Genomic DNA, 16,959 nt, shown 5'->3' with positions numbered 1-16,959 from the left:
CGACCTCCGTGTGCGTCTGATAGTTCGATGGAATTCATCAGAGTCGCGCGATCTCCCGCAGCCGAACCGGCTGAAGGAGACATCGAGGTCCGCACGCCACCACAGGTGCCGCGGCTGTCGTCGGGCAACGTCGTCACCCGCCTCGCACCCGTGCTGATGCTGTTGGCAATGGCCGGGATGATGGTGTTCTACTTCCGGTCGGGTTCGGTGGCGGGACGGAACCCGATGTTCCTGCTCTTCCCGGCCATGATGGTGCTGTCGATGATCGGTAGCGCCGTTCTCGGGTCGCGCGGTGCGCTTCGGGCCGGTGAGATCGACGCCGATCGTCGTGAGTACCTGCTGTATCTGGACGCGATCGGTGAATGCGCGGGCCGCACTGCCGCCGAACAGCATCGTTGGCTGCATCACAAGCATCCACCGCCCGGCGCGCTGTGGACCGTGGCCGGCACCAAACGGATGTGGCAACGCGGTTGGAACGACGCCGATTTCACCGAGATCCGCGTCGGCATCGGCGAGCGCCCGCTCCGCACCACGCTGGTCCCGACACCAGCCGCCAATGACGGGGTCGCCGACCCGCTGACCACCTCGGCACTCGATCGGCTGCTGCGCACCGCCGCCACAGTGCCCGATGTCCCGGTGACCGTCGCCGTGAACCGGTATCGCCGTATCGACATCGGCGGCGGCGATGCCCCGGGACGGGTACGCGCCATGGTCTGCCAACTGGCGTTGTGGCACGGACCGGATCAGGTGAAGATCGCCGTAGTCACCCGATCAGGCGAGTGGGACTGGCTGAAATGGCTACCGCACCATTACCGTTCGGGCGTCCTCGGTGGGGTGCCGCTGCGCTTCCCGCAACTCGGCGCCGTGTCTGCCATCGCCGGTTGCCACCTGGTGGTGCTGGTGGACGCCGCCCTGGCCGTGCGGTTCGAGGACACGGCGGCGGTGACGCTGCTGGTGGTCGGTGGCCGGGATTCAGCGTCGACGCTCCCGCCCTGCTCGACCGCCGACACGCTGACGGCAGCACAAGCGGAGACCTGTGCGCGCAGACTGGCGCGCTACAAACTGGCCGGCAGCGCGGACATTGCGCGGCGGCAACATGATTGGGCGCCATCTTGGTCGTCCCGGCCGGCCCGGCAACGTCTGCGCGTGCCGATCGGCACCGACGACACCGGAGCGACGGTCGAACTCGACCTCAAAGAGCCGGCCGAGCACGGCATGGGTCCGCACGGTTTGTGCATCGGCGCAACAGGTTCCGGGAAATCCGAGCTCTTGCGGACGCTGACGTTGGGGCTGATCAGCACACACTCGCCCGACGAGCTGAACCTGATCCTCGTCGACTTCAAAGGCGGCGCAACGTTTCTCGGTTTTGAGAAGGTGAACCACGTCGCGGCGGTCATCACCAACCTGGCGCAAGAGGCACATCTGGTCGCCCGGATGCACGACGCCCTCGCCGGCGAGCTGACCCGGCGCCAAGGGCTGTTGCGGGCGGCCGGGAACCTGTCCGGCATCGGCGACTACCGCCGGGCCCGCGCGGCGGGTGCCGACCTGGCACCGCTGCCCGCATTGTTCATCGTGGTCGACGAGTTCTCCGAATTGCTCAGCCAGCATCCGGATTTCGCGGAGTTGTTCGTCGCCATCGGACGACTCGGCCGATCACTGGGCATTCATCTGCTGCTGGCCAGCCAGCGACTGGACGAAGGCCGCCTGCGTGGATTGGACACCCACCTCTCGTATCGGGTCTGCCTCAAGACCTTCTCGGCGGCCGAGTCCCGTACGGTCGTCGGGGTCACCGACGCGCATGAGTTGCCCGGTACGCCGGGTGCCGGCTTGCTGCGGACCGCGGACGGAAAGTTGTTGCGATTTCAGTCCGCGTTCGTCTCCGGGCCGGCCCCATCGAGCGAGAACGACGATCCGGTGCCCGGACTGTTCACCGTCGGAGTCCCGGCGGTGCCGCCGGAGCCGTCGGCCGGCCCGACCCTGATGGACACGACCTTGGACCGGCTGACCGGGCTCGGCGCGAAAGCCCATCAGGTCTGGCTGCCACCGCTGACGGGTTCGCCCGCATTGTCCGAGTTGCTGGCGGCCGGCACGGACCATCCGTTGCGTGTTCCGATCGGTTTGGTGGACAACCCATTTCAGCAGCGCCGCGACCCGCTGATCGTCGACCTCAGTGGCTCCGGTGGACATGTGGCGATCGTCGGCGGCCCGCGCTCCGGAAAATCGACTGCGTTGCAGACACTGGTGCTCGGCTTGTCCGCAACAACGCCACGGCTCAGCGTCTACGGATTGGATCTGGGTGACGGTGCGCTCACGGCGTTGCGGCGGCATCCTCGGGTCGGCGCCGTCGCCGGCCGGAACGAGCCAGAATTACTGCGGCGCATCGCGTCTCAACTTTTCACCCTGTGCCGCCGTCGCCAGGACTTTCGGCAGCAGCACGGACCTGGGGTGCCTTTTCCGGATGACTACGGTGAGGTCGTGTTGGCGGTGGACGGCTGGGCCGTGCTGCGCCGCGACTTCGATGCGCTCGAGGACACCATCACCGCAGTGGTGGCGCAGGGGCTGTCGGTCGGCGTCCACGTGGTGCTCACGGCCAGTCGGTGGGCTGAGCTGCGCCCCATGCTGAAAGACCACATAGGCACCCGGATCGAGTTGCGGCTCGGTGACCCGACGGAGTCCGAAATGGACCGTCGTCGTGCCCAGCTGCTCAGCACGTGCCCACCCGGTCGCGGCCTCACCAGAGACGGGAAGGAGTTCGTGGTCGCGCTGCCACAGCGCGACCGGATGTCGACCGATCCCTCGGGTCCCGCGCCGGTCATCGAACTGCTTCCATCGCATGTCGACTACGCGGAGCTGGTGGCCGACGCGGAAGCGCCGCCGCGGTACGTCGTCGGAGTGGCCGAGGAGGAACTGCAACCGTTCGCACTCGATTTGGACGACGATCCGTATCTGATCCTGTTGGGCGACACAGGTTGCGGCAAGACATCCGCGCTGCGGACGCTGTGCCACGCGATCATCGGACAGACGGATCCGGATCGGGCCCAGCTGCTGATCGTGGACTTCCGGCGATCGCTGCTGGGCGTGGTGGAGCCGCCGCATCTGTTCGGCTATGCGATGTCGACTGTCACGGCGGCCGCAGAATTGGCGGCTGCGCTGTCACTGCTCACCGCCCGGCTGCCGGGACCCGGCATCACTCAGCAGCAACTGCGGGACCGATCCTGGTGGTCGGGTCCCGAAATCCACGTCGTAGTCGACGACTACGACCTGGTTGCGAGTGCGGCGGGAAATCCGTTGAGCCCCTTGCTCGACCTGCTGCCGCACGCATCGGACATCGGACTCCACGTGGTGGTCGCACGCCGCTCCAGCGGGGCCGCGCGCGCCATGTTCGACCCGCTCCTGTCGCGCATGCGTGACCTGGGCGCCACCGGCATCATCATGAGCACCAGTCCCGAGGATGGGCCGCTGCTGGGCACCGCGCGCCCGATGACGCTTCCGCCCGGCCGGGCCGTCGTGACGCGTCGTGGGCGGCCCGATCAGCTGGTCCAAATCGGTTGGACCGATCCGCCATGACGGTTGTGGTGGTGGGGCCGGCGACCATCATCGGACCGGGAGATATCGACGCCGAACTTGTTGCGTCCGCATTGGAGTGCATCGACGAGCAATTGGGTCTCCTGGACGCGGCAGTCCTGCCCGCCGAACGCATCTGGCACGAAGCGATGACCACGGCGATCGGTGCCGCACCAGCCGTCACGGTGGTGTGCCCGATCTGGTGGTCGGCGTCGAGGGTCGACCGGATACGCACCGCTGCCCACGCCGGCGGCTCGCGCGTCGTCATCCAGCACCGGACCGAGGCGCTCCGTGCGGCCACCGGCGAATCCGATTGCGCGGTGGTCGAACTGGGGGAGGACCTCGTGACGATCTCCCGGCCAGGAACCGCCTCGTCCGTCGTGCGACGCACCGACGGCGCCACCGCAGAGGCCGTCATTGCCCGAACTGCGTGGGGCACACCTGTGGTGATCGACGCGCCGATCGGCGTCCCCGGTGCCGCGGCCCTGGCCGCTGAAATACGGGCGCTGCTGCAGGATCAAGGCGTCACCGCTCAGATCTTGAGTTGCGACGACTTGCTCGACCATCGCGATCCGGACGGCACTCCCGCTGCAGCCGGATCGCGCTCTGTGCGGGGTCGCATCGCAATTGTCGCCATGGCCGCCGTCGCGGTTGTCTGCGCCGTGGGACTGGGGCTGTCGAGCCGGGACACCCCGGCGGCAGTCGTCACCGCCGTAGATCCGGACCTCACGTGGCTCGTGGAAGGCCGTATCGCGGTACAGGTCCCGGCACGCTGGCCGGTCGAGCGGACCCTGACGGGCACGGGATCGGCTCGGCTGCAGATCATTTCGCCCGATGATCGCGGCCAGATCATTCACCTCACCCAATCGGTGGTGGCGCCGGACCAGACGCTGGACGTGGCCGCGCGGTCGTTGCGAGCGGCGGCGACGAAGCTGCCGGGCGGAGTCATCGTCGACTTCGAGGACGTCGGTGTCAGTGCCGGACGCGCGGCCGTGCGGTACCGCGAGGTGCGGGGCAGGCGGGTCGTCGAGTGGACGGTGGTGCTCGATGGCCCGGTGCGCATCGCCGTGGGATGCCAGGGCGCTGCGGTCCGCGCAGCCTGTGACACCGCCATCCGCTCTGCCCGCCGAACCGATTGAAAAAACTTGGGCGGCAATGGAACCGAACGTTCCCCGGAAACGTCTAAACAATCAAACCCAATGGAGAGGAAATCATGACAGCTCCGCAAAGTGGCACCCTGACTACGGATTTCGACCTGATGACGGGTATCGCAGGCAAGGTCGAGGTCCGGAACGAGGAGATCAGGGCCATGCTCGGCAACTTCATCGGCCAGATGACGGCCATCCCACCGACGGTGTGGGGCGGTGTCGCGGCGACCCGATTCCAGGACGTGGTGAACCGGTGGAACGGCGAGTCGATGAAACTGCACGCGTCGCTTCAACGTATCGCCGAAACCATCCGATCGAATGCCACGGTGCTGAGTCAGGCGGCCGACACGCACGCCCAGCGCATCGGCGCTACCAGCCACACGATCTGACGGGACACAGCACATGCAATCGGCGCTGTCCTACCACTTCGGCGAGATCGAATTCACCGTCCGCCAACAAATCCACGCCACGTCGGCACGGATGAACACGTCCCTGGAACAACTTCGGCAATTGGTCGCGCCACTGCAACAGACGTGGACCCGCGAAGCCGCCGAGGCGTTCCAGGCCGAGCAGGCCCGCTGGAACCAGTCGGCGGCCGCCCTCAACGAGATTCTGCACAGCCTCGGCAACGCCGTCCGGGACGGCGCCGACGACATTGCGGCCACCGACCGGCGCGCGGCCGGCGACTGGGTTTTCTAGCCCACCAGAAGCTCTGTGTGGTCCTGCCCCTGGAATGGAGAGCCGGGGGCGGGGCCACACAGTCATCCCCGGTCTTCTTGACGGGCCGAATCGATGACAGCCCAGTTCCCCAAGTTGCCCGATGGCAGCGAAATCCCATTTGGACCCGCCGATGTCGCGTCGCTTGATGAATGGGATTACCAGTACTTCGTTGGCGCAGCCGTAAAGGGCGGATGGTCAGTATTCGACGCTGCTCGATGGTCGTTCAAGTCGTTTTGGATCGTCGCGGCAATCCGATCACGATCTTTCCGGTCAACGGCGACGGAGTCGGCGTCAACCTCGAAGGTCTCCGTCGAGATCGACCGTTTGACCTGGACGGATTGTTAAACTGGGATGGTGGCGATGATTGAGGCCCTCGATGCCCTCGCCGCGGCAGGCGTGAAGTTGAGTCGCGGAGTAGTTGATCAGCGCGACAGCGGCGATCCGGATGGCGCGCTCATGGATGCCATTGCCCTCGCAGACCAGCAGCAGGTCGTGCTGTCGGCAGACGTTGTTCGTAGTGTGCGCAACGCATTCGAACAGCTTGGGTTCAATCCGCGTACCGATTTACGAGTGCTGGTCGGGGCGGCGCTCAAACGCATCGAGCAGCGCTCGGCAGGCAGCGCCGCCTAGCAGCCGGTTGAGTGGGCCGTCGCCAAACCGACCGCCCGAGGGCAAGATCGTGTCGTAGAACACCCAGGTCGACTACCCTGGCGGCCACGCAGGTGTGTATCCGACCTGCGAGGAGTGTGAGTGTCGTGGGAACCAGCCGCACCAAGGGGTCGCCGGCCGGCTCAGTGCTGCGCGCGGTACACCAGCGGTTCGTCACCGGTGAGATCGACGCCCAGCACCTGGACCCCGCAGCGGTCCGGCCCGTCATCGCCGACAGCTGGCGCCGGAGCTTGGCCACGGGCGTCGACCCGGACCGCGGCGGTGCGCAGTTCACGCCCGTCGTGCCGAAGACCCTGGATCAGATCCGCGCCGACCAGCCCATCTCCGCCGCATTGCCGGTGATCCGCAAGCTGCTGGTCGAGGACGCCAAGGACAGCGGCGTCATGGTCGCGGTCGCCGCCGCCGACGGCACCCTGCTCTGGGTGGAAGGCGACCCGACGGCCCTGAGCAAGGGCGAGGCCATGAACTTCGTCCCCGGCGCCAACTGGAGCGAGAGCAGTGCCGGCACCAACGCCCCGGGCACCGCGCTGGCCCTGGACCGGGAACTGCAGATCCACGGCTCGGAGCACTTCGCCCGGCTGGTGCAGCCGTGGACCTGCACGGCGGTGCCGGTGCACGACCCGACGACGGGCGAACTCATCGGCTGCGTCGACCTGACCGGGGACAGCCAGATCGCCTCCGCGCAGACCCTGGGACTGGTGCGCGCCACGGTGATGGCCATCGAGAACCACCTGGCCCTGCAACGGCTGCTCCAGCCGGCCGCGAACCCGGTGACCGCGGCCCGCCTGACGGTGCTGGGCGGCGACCGTCCGCGCTGGATCGCCACCGGCGATGACGGACAACCCCACCAGCACACCCTCAGCGGCCGGCACGCCGACATCCTGGTCCTGCTGAGCCGCCATCCCGAGGGCCTGAGCGCCGACCATCTCGCAATGTTGTTGGACGACAACGATCTTGACTCGGTCACCATCCGCGTCGAGATGTCCCGCCTGCGCCGCGTGATCGGCGCGCAGTACGTGGCGTCGCGGCCCTACCGGCTGCTCACCCCGATCGAGAGCGACGTCGCCGAGGTCTTCGCCGCGCTGCACCGCGGCGACGTCGACGCGGCCCTGTCGCACTACTCGGGTGCGCTGCTGCCGCAGTCGGTGTCGCCGGCGATCGCCCGGCTGCGCACCGAGTTGGGGGAGAGCCTGCGCACCGCGGTGCTGTCGGCGTCCGCGGCCGGACACGTCGGACTGTTGCGCCGCTGGCTGGCCCTGCCCGACGGGCGCGACGACCGGCACGGCTGGCAACTGCTGCGCAACCACCCGTCGGCCGACCCGGTCGTGCGCGCGCAGGCCGTTGGACATCTGGCGGGACTGGACGCCGACCTCGGCTGACGCGGTCCCGGTTCGACCGCGTTGAACGATGCAACTGTGTTGCAACCCACTTCTGCGTACCGTAAGTGATCAGCAGCACATCTGTGTTTGTCACCCATTGCGAGGAGTGAACCCATGACTGTTTACGCGCGTCCCGGTGCCGAGGGTTCGGTGATGACCTACCCGGCCCGCTACGACAACTTCATCGGCGGCGAGTGGGTGGCACCCGCTGCCGGACGCTACTTCGAGAACCGTACCCCGGTGACGGGCCAGGTGTTCTGTGAGATCGCCCGCTCGGACGAATCCGACATCGAGAAGGCGCTGGACGCCGCGCACGCCGCCGCTCCTGCCTGGGGCAAGACCGCGCCGGCCGCCCGCGCCCGGGTGCTCAACCTGATCGCCGACCGCATGGAGCAGAACCTCGAGGCCATCGCCGTCGCCGAGTCCTGGGACAACGGCAAGCCGGTGCGCGAGACCCTCAATGCCGATATCCCGTTGGCAGTCGACCACTTCCGCTACTTCGCGGGCGTGCTGCGGGCCCAGGAAGGCTCGCTCTCCGAGATCGACGACGACACCGTCGCCTACCACTTCCACGAGCCCCTCGGCGTCGTCGGCCAGATCATCCCCTGGAACTTCCCGATCCTGATGGCCGTCTGGAAGCTGGCCCCCGCGCTCGCCGCCGGCAACGCCATCGTGCTCAAGCCCGCCGAGCAGACCCCGGCCTCGATCATGTTCCTGTTCTCGCTCATCGGCGACCTGCTGCCGCCGGGTGTTGTCAACGTGGTCAACGGTTTTGGCGTCGAGGCCGGCAAGCCGCTGGCGTCGAGCAACCGCATCGCCAAGATCGCCTTCACCGGTGAGACCACCACCGGCCGGCTGATCATGCAGTACGCCAGCCAGAACCTGATCCCGGTCACCCTGGAGCTGGGCGGCAAGAGCCCGAACATCTTCTTCAGCGACATCATGGCCGCCAACGACGATTTCCAGGACAAGGCCCTGGAAGGCTTCACCATGTTCGCGCTGAACCAGGGCGAGGTCTGCACCTGCCCGTCGCGCAGCCTCATCCAGGCCGACATCTTCGACGAGTTCCTGGCGCTGGCCGCGATCCGCACCAAGGCCGTCCGCCAGGGCGACCCGCTGGACACCGAGACCATGATCGGCGCGCAGGCCTCCAACGACCAGCTCGAGAAGATCCTGTCGTACATCGAGATCGGCAAATCCGAAGGCGCCCAGCTGATCACCGGTGGTGAGCGGGCCGAGCTCGGCGGCGACCTCAGCGGCGGTTACTACGTGACGCCGACGGTCTTCTCCGGTCACAACGGCATGCGCATCTTCCAGGAGGAGATCTTCGGGCCGGTCCTGTCGGTCACGTCGTTCAAGGACTATGACGACGCCATCTCCATCGCCAACAACACCCTGTACGGCCTGGGTGCCGGAGTCTGGTCGCGCAACGGCAACGTCGCCTACCGGGCCGGCCGGGACATCAAGGCCGGTCGCGTGTGGACCAACTGCTACCACATGTACCCCGCGCACGCCGCGTTCGGCGGCTACAAGCAGTCCGGCATCGGCCGGGAGAACCACAAGATGATGCTGGACCACTACCAGCAGACGCGTAACCCCCGAATACGCGGGCGCTCGCTTCGGGCTCGGTCGGCGCATCTCAAATGCGTACGGCGACAAAATGATTCCGGCCGGCACCAGATAGCTCCTGGGGGCAGGCCGCCTCGGCATCCCGCCATCCCCCTCAGGAGTTTGCAGTGTCCATCACCAATCCACCCAGTGAGCACTCCGCTCACGGCGTCGAAGAACACGTCGAGAGCAACGAATACCTCGCGAAACGTCAGCTGAAGAAGGGCACGGCGGGCTGGCTGCTGCTCGCCGGCCTCGGTGTCAGCTACGTGGTGTCCGGCGACTACTCCGGCTGGAATTTCGGTCTGGCGCAAGGCGGTTTCGGTGGCCTCGCCATCGCGGCCGTCATCATCGCCGGCATGTACCTGGCCCTGGTGCTGGGCATGGCCGAGCTGTCCTCGGCGCTGCCCGCCGCGGGCGGCGGCTACACCTTCGCCCGCCGCGCCCTGGGGCCATGGGGTGGTTTCGCCACCGGCACCGCGATCCTGATCGAATACTCGATCGCCCCGGCCGCCATCGCGACGTTCATCGGCGCCTACGTGGAATCGTTGGGACTCTTCGGGATTCACAACGGCTGGTGGGTGTATCTCGCGGCCTATGCCTTCTTCATCGGCATCCACCTGTCCGGCGTCGGTGAGGCGCTCAAGGTGATGTTCGTGATCACCGCCATCGCGCTGCTGGGCCTGGTGATCTTCGCGGTCTGTGCCATCGGGCAGTTCGACATCTCGAACCTGACCACCATCGCCGTCGACACGGGAGCGGCCGGCGCTTCCGACATCCTGCCGCACGGATACCTCGGCATCTGGGCCGCCATCCCGTTCGCCATCTGGTTCTTCCTGGCCATCGAAGGTGTGCCGCTGGCCGCCGAAGAGACCGCCAACCCGGAGAAGAACGTGCCGCGCGGCATCATCGCGGCAATGACGGTCCTGCTGGTCACCTGTGCCGTCGTGCTGATCCTCACCACGGGTGTCGGTGGGGCCCAACAGATGTCGGGCTCGGGCAACCCGCTCGTCGAGGCACTCGGTTCCGGCGCCGGAGCCAAGCTGGTCAACTACATCGGCCTGGCCGGCCTCATCGCGAGCTTCTTCTCGATCATCTACGCCTACTCGCGCCAGCTGTTCGCCCTGTCCCGGGCGGGCTACCTGCCGACCCAGCTGTCGGTGACCAACTCGCGCAAGGCGCCGACGCTCGCGCTCATCGTCCCCGGCGTCATCGGCTTCCTGTTGTCGCTGACCGGCAAGGGTGACCTGCTGCTGAACATGGCCGTCTTCGGCGCTGCGGTGAGCTACGTCCTGATGATGGTCAGCCACATCGTGCTGCGTCGTCGCGAGCCGAACATGCCGCGGCCGTACCGCACCCCGGGTGGCATCGTGACCACGTCGTTCGCTCTCGTGATCGCGGTTGTCGCAGTTATCGCGACCTTCCTGGTGAACCCGGTCGCCGCCGGTCTGTGCCTCCTGGTGTTCTGCGCGTTCATGTTGTACTTCGCGCTCTACAGCCGGCACCGTTTGGTGGCAAACTCTCCTGATGAAGAGTTCGCGATGCTCGCAGAAGCCGAGGACGAGCTGAAATGAAGTACCACCAGCGGATTTCGGGGGTGAATTACACCTTCGACGGGCTTGTCGACTTGATGGCCAAGGCCACGCCGCTGCGCTCCGGTGACGAACTCGCCGGGTGCGCGGCCCACAGCGACGCCGAGCGGGCCGCCGCGGCGTGGGCGCTGGCCGAGCTTCCGCTGGACACCTTCCTCAATGACGCGGTGGTGCCCTACGAGACCGACGAGGTCACCCGTCTGATCATGGATTCCCATGACCAGCAGGCATTTTCGGAAATCTCCCACCTGACGGTGGGAGCGTTCCGGGACTGGCTGCTGGACGCGGTGGCCGGCGACGACGCCGCAGGCCGGATCGCGGCCGTCGCACCCGGCATCACGCCGGAGATGGCTGCCGCGGTCAGCAAGATCATGCGCAACCAGGACCTGATCGCCGTCACCGCGGCCACCCAGGTGCACGCGGCCTTCCGCAGCACCATCGGGCTGCCGGGCACCCTGGCCACCCGGCTGCAACCCAACCACCCGACCGACGACCCCCGCGGCATCGCCGCCGCGGTGCTCGACGGTCTCCTGATGGGTTGCGGCGACGCCGTCATCGGCATCAACCCGGCCACCGACTCGCCGCAGGCCACCGCCGACCTGCTGCACCTGCTCGACAACATCCGCAGCCGTTACGACATCCCGGCGCAGTCCTGCGTGCTGTCCCACATCACCACCACGATCGGTCTCATCGAGGCCGGCGCTCCGGTGGACCTGGTGTTCCAGTCCGTCGCCGGAACCGAGGGCGCGAACAAGGCCTTCGGTGTCGACATGGCGCTGCTGCGGGAAGGCAACGAGGCCGGCCGGTCCCTGAACCGCGGCACTGTCGGCAACAACGTCATGTACCTGGAGACGGGGCAGGGCTCGGCTCTGAGCTCTGGTGCCCACCTCGGCACCGGCGGCCGGCCCGTCGATCAGCAGACCCTGGAAACCCGCGCCTACGGCGTCGCCCGCGCCCTGGACCCGCTGCTGGTCAACACCGTCGTCGGCTTCATCGGCCCCGAGTACCTCTACGACGGCCGGCAGATCATCCGCGCCGGGCTCGAAGATCACTTCTGCGGCAAGCTGCTCGGCCTGCCGATGGGCGTCGACGTCTGCTACACCAACCACGCCGAAGCCGACCAGAACGACATGGACACCCTGCTCACCCTGCTCGCCGCGGCGGGCTGCGCCTTCGTGATCACGGTGCCCGGCGCCGACGACGTCATGCTCGGCTACCAGAGCCTGTCCTTCCACGACGTCGTGGCGGTCCGTCGCACCTTGGGATTGAAGCCCGCGCCCGAGTTCGAGGCCTGGCTGAAGAAGGTCGGCATGACCGACGACGCCGGCAAGCTCACCAACTTCGATCTGCAGCGCTCGGCGCTGCGTGCGCTGACGGCGGCGGGCTGACATGACCTCGGAGAACTCTGAAGCCGTTGCCGTCCAACAGTTTTGGGACGAGCTCCGCAAGACCACCCAGGCCCGCATCGGGCTGGGCCGCGCCGGCAACGCGCTGCCCACCCGCGAGGTGCTCGAACTGGCGGCGGCCCATGCCGCTGCCCGGGACGCCGTGCACGAGCCGCTCGACGTCGACACCCTTGCGGCCCGGGTCCGGGACATCGGCCTCGGTGAACCCGCGGTGGTCCGCAGCCAGGCCGAGTCCCGCAGCGAATACCTGCGCCGTCCCGACCTGGGCCGGATCCCGGCCGAGCCCATGGACGTCCCCGAGACCCCGGCCGACATCGGCTTCGTGCTGGCCGACGGGCTCTCGCCCTACGCCCTGGCCAAACACGGCCCGGCGTTGCTCGCCGAACTGGTGGCCACCCTGCGTGACGACTACACGCTGGCGCCGCCGGTGATCGCCACCCAGGCCCGCGTCGCCCTCGGCGACCACATCGGCGCGGCGGCGAAAGTGCGGACCTTGTTGGTGATCATCGGGGAGCGGCCGGGCCTGTCCGTCGCCGACAGCCTGGGCATCTACCTGACGCATCTGCCCATCCCGGGGCGTACCGACGCCGACCGCAACTGCATCTCGAACATCCATCCGCCCGAGGGCCTCGGCTACACCGAGGCCGCGAGGGTCGCCGCGGGGTTGGTGTCCGGTGCCCGCGCCTTGGGCCGGTCCGGCGTCGACCTCAAGGACACCTCACGTGACACCTCGCTCGAGGCGCCCAGCGCCGCCGAACTGACCTGACACCACCAGGAGAACCGTGACCCGCTTGACCCGACTGGCCGGTGCCGCTGCCCTGGCCGGCCTCCTCGCCATGTCCGGCTGCAGCAGCCACGACAGCACCCCGGCGGCGCAATCGCCGGCCACCAGCAAGGCGTCGTGCCGGACGCTGGCGGAGAGCGCGGCCTGGTACGGCGACAACCGCGACCGGATCGACGCCATGCTCGCCAAGCTGGGCACGTGCGGCGCGACCGGTTCGGTGAACGCGGGTGCGCCCCTGGCGTTGTTCGACTGGGACAACACCCTGGTCAAGAACGACATCGGCGACGCCACGTTCTTCTGGATGGTGCGCAACGGCAAGCTGCGGGCACCGGCCGACGGCAATTGGGCGTCCACCAGCACGTTCCTGACTCCGCAGGCCGTCTCGGCCCTCGGCCGGGCCTGCGCCGCGGCCAAGCCGGGCCAGCCGATGGCGACCGACACCGATACCGCATGCGCCGACGAGATCATCTCGGTCTACACCGGCAGCGAGACGAAAGCCGGCGAACCCGCATTCGCCGGGTTCAACGCCCGCCGAGTCGAGCCGGCCTACGCCTGGAACGCGCAGATGCTCGCCGGCTGGTCGGAATCCGAGCTGGCCGAATTCGCGAAGGCGGCCCGCACGGAGAACCTCGATGCCCCGGTCGGCGCCGAGCAGAAGATCGGCAGTGGGGTGGAGACCGCCTGGGTGCGCTACTACCCGCAGATGCGCGACCTCGTGGAAACCTTGCACGCCAACGGATTCGACGTGCGGGTCATCTCGGCCTCGCCTGAACTGATTGCCCGGGTGTGGGCCGAAGAACTCGGTATCCCCGCCGATCACGTGATGGGTGTGCGGACCGAACGCGACGGCGATGTGCTGACGCCGCGGCTGGTGCCCTGCGGCGGCGAAACCGCTATCACCTATATCGAGGGCAAGCGCTGCCGGGTCAATGAAGAGGTGTTCGGGGTCAGCGGCCCGGCCGCGTTCACCCAACAGCCCGAGCCCAAGCGCGCGGCGTTCGCCGCCGGCGACTCCGACACCGACGTCACGTTCCTGACCGACGCCACTGCCCTGCGGCTGGTACTCAACCGGAACAAGACCGAGTTGATGTGCACGGCGTACGACAACGCGGGCGGAAACTGGCTGGTCAACCCGATGTTCATCGACCCCAAGAAGCAGAGCGAGCCGTACGCCTGCGCGACGAAGGGCTACATCGAGCCGACGGGCGCCAAGGGGCCGCTGCACCGGCCGGACGGCAGCGTCGTGCCTGACCAGCAGGACCGGGTGTACTGACCGCTGCGCGTTTTGACCTGCGGTGACGCCCGCGGGTAAGCTCCCACGTTGGTGCGCTGCAGGCCGTCAGGCCAGTGGTTCCCGGGTCACCGTCGGTCGCCGGGAAATACCAGGTCGCGCACTTGACCGACACCCGGATAGCACCGGGACTCAACCCGAGAAGAAGAGGTATAGCTGTGCCTACATTCACGCCGAAGGCGGGTGACACCACACGTAAGTGGTACGTCATCGACGCCCAAGACGTGGTGCTCGGCCGGCTCGCCGTCGAAGCAGCCAAGCTGCTCCGCGGCAAGCACAAGCCGACGTTCACGCCGAACTCCGATGAGGGTGACTTCGTCATCATCATCAACGCCGAGAAGATTGCCCTGTCGGGCAAGAAGCTCACCGACAAGTTTGCTTACCGTCACTCGGGTTTCCCGGGCGGTCTGAGCAAGCGCTCCATTGGCGAACAGCTGGTGAAGCACCCGACCCGCACCGTTGAGAACGCGATCGTCGGCATGCTCCCGCACAACAAGCTGTCGCGCCAGGTGCAGAAGAAGCTGAAGGTGTACGCGGGTCCTGACCATCCGCACGCCGCTCAGCAGCCGATTCCTTTCGAGATCAAGCAGGTGGCCCAGTGACTGAAGTTGACGTGACTGAAGTGACCGAAGTGACCGAAGAAGCGATTGAAGCGCCCGAAGCGCCCGAGTTCGAGGCGGCCGAAGAGTCGGCCCCCCGCGAGCCCGTGTACATCGACCGTCCGATCCAGACCGTCGGTCGCCGCAAGGAAGCCGTCGTCCGCGTTCGCCTGGTGCCCGGCACCGGCAAGTTCAACCTGGACGGCCGTTCGCTCGAGGACTACTTCCCGAACAAGGTGCACCAGCAGCTGATCAAGGCCCCGCTGGTGACCGTCGACCGCGTCGAGACGGTGGACATCTACGCCCACCTCGACGGTGGCGGCCCCTCGGGCCAGGCCGGCGCGCTGCGTCTGGCCATCGCCCGTGCGCTGATCATTGTTCAGCCTGAGGATCGTCCGGCACTGAAGAAGGCCGGGTTCCTGACCCGTGACCCGCGTGCCATCGAGCGCAAGAAGTACGGCCTCAAGAAGGCCCGTAAGGCGCCTCAGTACAGCAAGCGCTGATCGTTTCTGCTCGTGGGCGGGCGTGTCGCAGTCTGGACACGCCCGCCTTCGGCGTTTCATGAGGACATCTCTGGAGGAAAGCGGGTCTATGAGTCGGCTGTTCGGCACCGATGGCGTACGTGGCGTCGCAAACCGTGATCTGACGGCTGAGTTGGCGCTGGCGCTGGGTTCGGCCGCCGCCCGACGGCTGTGCTCGACCTCGGGAGCCGGCCGTTGCGTCGCGGTGGTCGGACGAGATCCCCGGGCCAGCGGCGAGATGCTGGAGGCCGCGGTCATCGCCGGCATCACCAGCGAGGGCGTCGACGTGCTGCGGGCCGGCGTGCTGCCGACCCCCGCGGTGGCGTATCTGACCGCCTCCTATGACGCGCAACTCGGCGTGATGATCTCCGCCTCGCACAACCCCATGCCGGACAACGGCATCAAGATTTTCGGCGCCGGCGGGCACAAGCTCGACGACGACACCGAGGACCGCATCGCCGAACTGGTCGCTGCCGGTCCGGGTACCCGGCCGACGGGCGCCGGCATCGGACGCGTTCTCGACGCCGCCGACGCGCTGGACCGCTACCTCACCCACGCCGCCAAGGCCGCGGTTGCGCCGCTGGCCGGGCTGAAAGTGGTCGTCGACTGCGCCAATGGCGCCGCCTCGGCCGCGGCCCCGCAGGCGTACCGGGCCGCGGGCGCGACCGTCATCGCGATCAGCGCCGAGCCGACCGGACTCAACATCAATGACGGCTGCGGTTCCACCCACATGGCGCAGCTGCAGCAGGCCGTCATCGAGCACGGGGCCGACCTGGGCCTGGCCCATGACGGCGACGCCGACCGCTGTCTGGCCGTCGATGCGTCGGGCGCGCTGGTCGACGGTGACGCGATCATGGTGGTGCTGGCGCTGGCCATGCGCGATGCGGGCGAGCTGGTCTCGAACACGTTGGTGGCCACCGTGATGAGCAACCTCGGTCTGCACCTGGCCATGCGCGAAGCCGGCATCGAGGTTCGCACCACGGGCGTGGGGGACCGGTACGTGCTCGAGGAGCTGCGCGCCGGCCGGTTCGCCCTCGGCGGCGAACAGTCGGGCCACATCGTGATGCCCGAGCTCGGCACCACCGGTGACGGCATCGTCACCGGACTGCGGCTGATGTCGCGCATGGCGCAGACGGGGGAGTCCCTGGCTCAGCTGTGTGCGCCCATGAAGACGTTGCCGCAGGTGCTGATCAACGTCGAGGTGGCCGACAAGACCACGGTCGCGCAGGCGCCGGCAGTGCAGACCGCGGTCGCCGAGGCCGAGGCCGAACTCGGCGATACCGGCCGAATCCTGTTGCGGCCCTCCGGAACCGAACAGGTGGTCCGGGTCATGGTGGAAGCCGCCGACGAGGACACCGCGCGGATGGTGGCGTTCCGCGTCGCGGAGTCGGTCAGCGACCAGCCCTAGCGCGTTTTTGCGGGAGTGGCCGGGTTACCCCGTGCGCGGCATGTGGTCTCGATAGTCGACGGCCTGACGGACGAGCGTCAGGTCAGCGTCATCGAGCGGGATCTGGTGTGATCTGACGGTGTCGAGGACAGCGTCGAAGCGGCGCATCACCCGGGGCGTGGTGATCCCGAACTGTGCCAGGGACGCGTCGTCGGATGGTCCTGAACCCGACGCGCAACCCAGCACAAAGGCGAGGATGCCCCGGTCGTACCAGTCGAGGTGCATGGTTGT

The 16,959-nt window shown here is 67.7% G+C and carries 14 protein-coding genes and 1 pseudogene; 14 read left to right on the top strand and 1 reads right to left on the bottom strand.

Annotated features, from left to right (window positions below; genetic code table 11):
• Positions 1-27 precede the first annotated feature (27 nt).
• The 14 genes and pseudogenes from eccCb (at position 28) to glmM (ending at position 16,689) form a co-directional block, all read left to right on the top strand.
• Positions 28-3,567 (top strand): type VII secretion protein EccCb, encoded by a 3,540-nt coding sequence (gene eccCb, locus AC1U2B_RS14885; RefSeq protein ID WP_480217397.1) that lies wholly within the window; start codon positions 28-30, stop codon positions 3,565-3,567.
• Positions 3,564-4,703, top strand: a complete 1,140-nt coding sequence (locus AC1U2B_RS14880) for a type VII secretion-associated protein (protein WP_480217396.1) — start codon at positions 3,564-3,566, stop codon at positions 4,701-4,703. The genes eccCb and AC1U2B_RS14880 overlap by 4 nt, the downstream gene beginning before the upstream one ends.
• A gap of 74 nt (positions 4,704-4,777) precedes the next feature.
• Positions 4,778-5,101 (top strand): WXG100 family type VII secretion target, encoded by a 324-nt coding sequence (locus AC1U2B_RS14875; protein ID WP_480217395.1) that lies wholly within the window; start codon positions 4,778-4,780, stop codon positions 5,099-5,101.
• A gap of 13 nt (positions 5,102-5,114) precedes the next feature.
• Positions 5,115-5,411 (top strand): WXG100 family type VII secretion target, encoded by a 297-nt coding sequence (locus AC1U2B_RS14870; protein ID WP_480217394.1) that lies wholly within the window; start codon positions 5,115-5,117, stop codon positions 5,409-5,411.
• Between the two features lie 375 nt (positions 5,412-5,786).
• Positions 5,787-6,062: a hypothetical protein gene (locus AC1U2B_RS14865; protein WP_480217393.1), complete on the top strand. Its 276-nt coding sequence runs from the start codon at positions 5,787-5,789 to the stop codon at positions 6,060-6,062.
• 125 nt (positions 6,063-6,187) lie between these two features.
• Entirely contained in the window at positions 6,188-7,480 is a 1,293-nt protein-coding gene (locus AC1U2B_RS14860; RefSeq protein WP_043401943.1) for a GAF domain-containing protein, read from the top strand.
• 114 nt (positions 7,481-7,594) lie between these two features.
• Positions 7,595-9,076: pseudogene (adh, locus tag AC1U2B_RS14855) on the top strand (aldehyde dehydrogenase); the annotation flags it as partial.
• Between the two features lie 140 nt (positions 9,077-9,216).
• Positions 9,217-10,662: an ethanolamine permease gene (eat, locus tag AC1U2B_RS14850; RefSeq protein WP_051955298.1), complete on the top strand. Its 1,446-nt coding sequence runs from the start codon at positions 9,217-9,219 to the stop codon at positions 10,660-10,662.
• Complete coding sequence (locus AC1U2B_RS14845) at positions 10,659-12,068, top strand: ethanolamine ammonia-lyase subunit EutB (protein ID WP_043986993.1); 1,410 nt, start codon at positions 10,659-10,661, stop codon at positions 12,066-12,068. The genes eat and AC1U2B_RS14845 overlap by 4 nt, the downstream gene beginning before the upstream one ends.
• A 1-nt stretch (position 12,069) precedes the next feature.
• Positions 12,070-12,852: an ethanolamine ammonia-lyase subunit EutC gene (eutC, locus tag AC1U2B_RS14840; RefSeq protein ID WP_260937567.1), complete on the top strand. Its 783-nt coding sequence runs from the start codon at positions 12,070-12,072 to the stop codon at positions 12,850-12,852.
• Between the two features lie 70 nt (positions 12,853-12,922).
• Positions 12,923-14,143, top strand: coding sequence for an HAD family hydrolase (locus AC1U2B_RS14835; protein WP_480217742.1), 1,221 nt, complete (start codon positions 12,923-12,925; stop codon positions 14,141-14,143).
• Positions 14,144-14,319: 176 nt separating this feature from the next.
• Positions 14,320-14,763, top strand: coding sequence for a 50S ribosomal protein L13 (gene rplM, locus AC1U2B_RS14830; protein WP_064859820.1), 444 nt, complete (start codon positions 14,320-14,322; stop codon positions 14,761-14,763).
• A 44-nt stretch (positions 14,764-14,807) separates the two neighbouring features.
• A complete protein-coding gene (rpsI, locus tag AC1U2B_RS14825) occupies positions 14,808-15,263 on the top strand; it encodes a 30S ribosomal protein S9 (RefSeq protein WP_377042051.1) in 456 nt (151 codons plus the stop codon).
• A gap of 88 nt (positions 15,264-15,351) precedes the next feature.
• The gene (glmM, locus tag AC1U2B_RS14820) at positions 15,352-16,689 is read left to right on the top strand and encodes a phosphoglucosamine mutase (protein ID WP_480217392.1); all 1,338 of its coding nucleotides are present in this window, start codon (positions 15,352-15,354) and stop codon (positions 16,687-16,689) included.
• Between the two features lie 24 nt (positions 16,690-16,713).
• Here glmM and AC1U2B_RS14815 read toward each other — a convergent pair whose 3' ends face one another.
• The gene (locus tag AC1U2B_RS14815; protein ID WP_260937575.1) at positions 16,714-16,953 is read right to left on the bottom strand and encodes a hypothetical protein; all 240 of its coding nucleotides are present in this window, start codon (positions 16,951-16,953) and stop codon (positions 16,714-16,716) included.
• Positions 16,954-16,959: the final 6 nt, after the last annotated feature.

It is taken from the genome of Mycolicibacterium sp. P4_G11 (assembly GCF_056555145.1).
This window is presented reverse-complemented; position numbering and strand designations above follow the sequence as displayed.

What these genes read in the sequence shown, in the direction of transcription:
- eccCb (WP_480217397.1), top strand. Translation starts at nt 28, where the DNA reads ATGGAATTCATCAGAGTCGCGCGATCTCCCGCAGCCGAACCGGCTGAA.
- AC1U2B_RS14880 (WP_480217396.1), top strand. Translation starts at nt 3,564, where the DNA reads ATGACGGTTGTGGTGGTGGGGCCGGCGACCATCATCGGACCGGGAGAT.
- AC1U2B_RS14875 (WP_480217395.1), top strand. Translation starts at nt 4,778, where the DNA reads ATGACAGCTCCGCAAAGTGGCACCCTGACTACGGATTTCGACCTGATG.
- AC1U2B_RS14870 (WP_480217394.1), top strand. Translation starts at nt 5,115, where the DNA reads ATGCAATCGGCGCTGTCCTACCACTTCGGCGAGATCGAATTCACCGTC.
- AC1U2B_RS14845 (WP_043986993.1), top strand. Translation starts at nt 10,659, where the DNA reads ATGAAGTACCACCAGCGGATTTCGGGGGTGAATTACACCTTCGACGGG.
- eutC (WP_260937567.1), top strand. Translation starts at nt 12,070, where the DNA reads ATGACCTCGGAGAACTCTGAAGCCGTTGCCGTCCAACAGTTTTGGGAC.
- AC1U2B_RS14835 (WP_480217742.1), top strand. Translation starts at nt 12,923, where the DNA reads ATGTCCGGCTGCAGCAGCCACGACAGCACCCCGGCGGCGCAATCGCCG.
- glmM (WP_480217392.1), top strand. Translation starts at nt 15,352, where the DNA reads ATGAGTCGGCTGTTCGGCACCGATGGCGTACGTGGCGTCGCAAACCGT.
- AC1U2B_RS14815 (WP_260937575.1), bottom strand. Translation starts at nt 16,953, where the DNA reads ATGCACCTCGACTGGTACGACCGGGGCATCCTCGCCTTTGTGCTGGGT.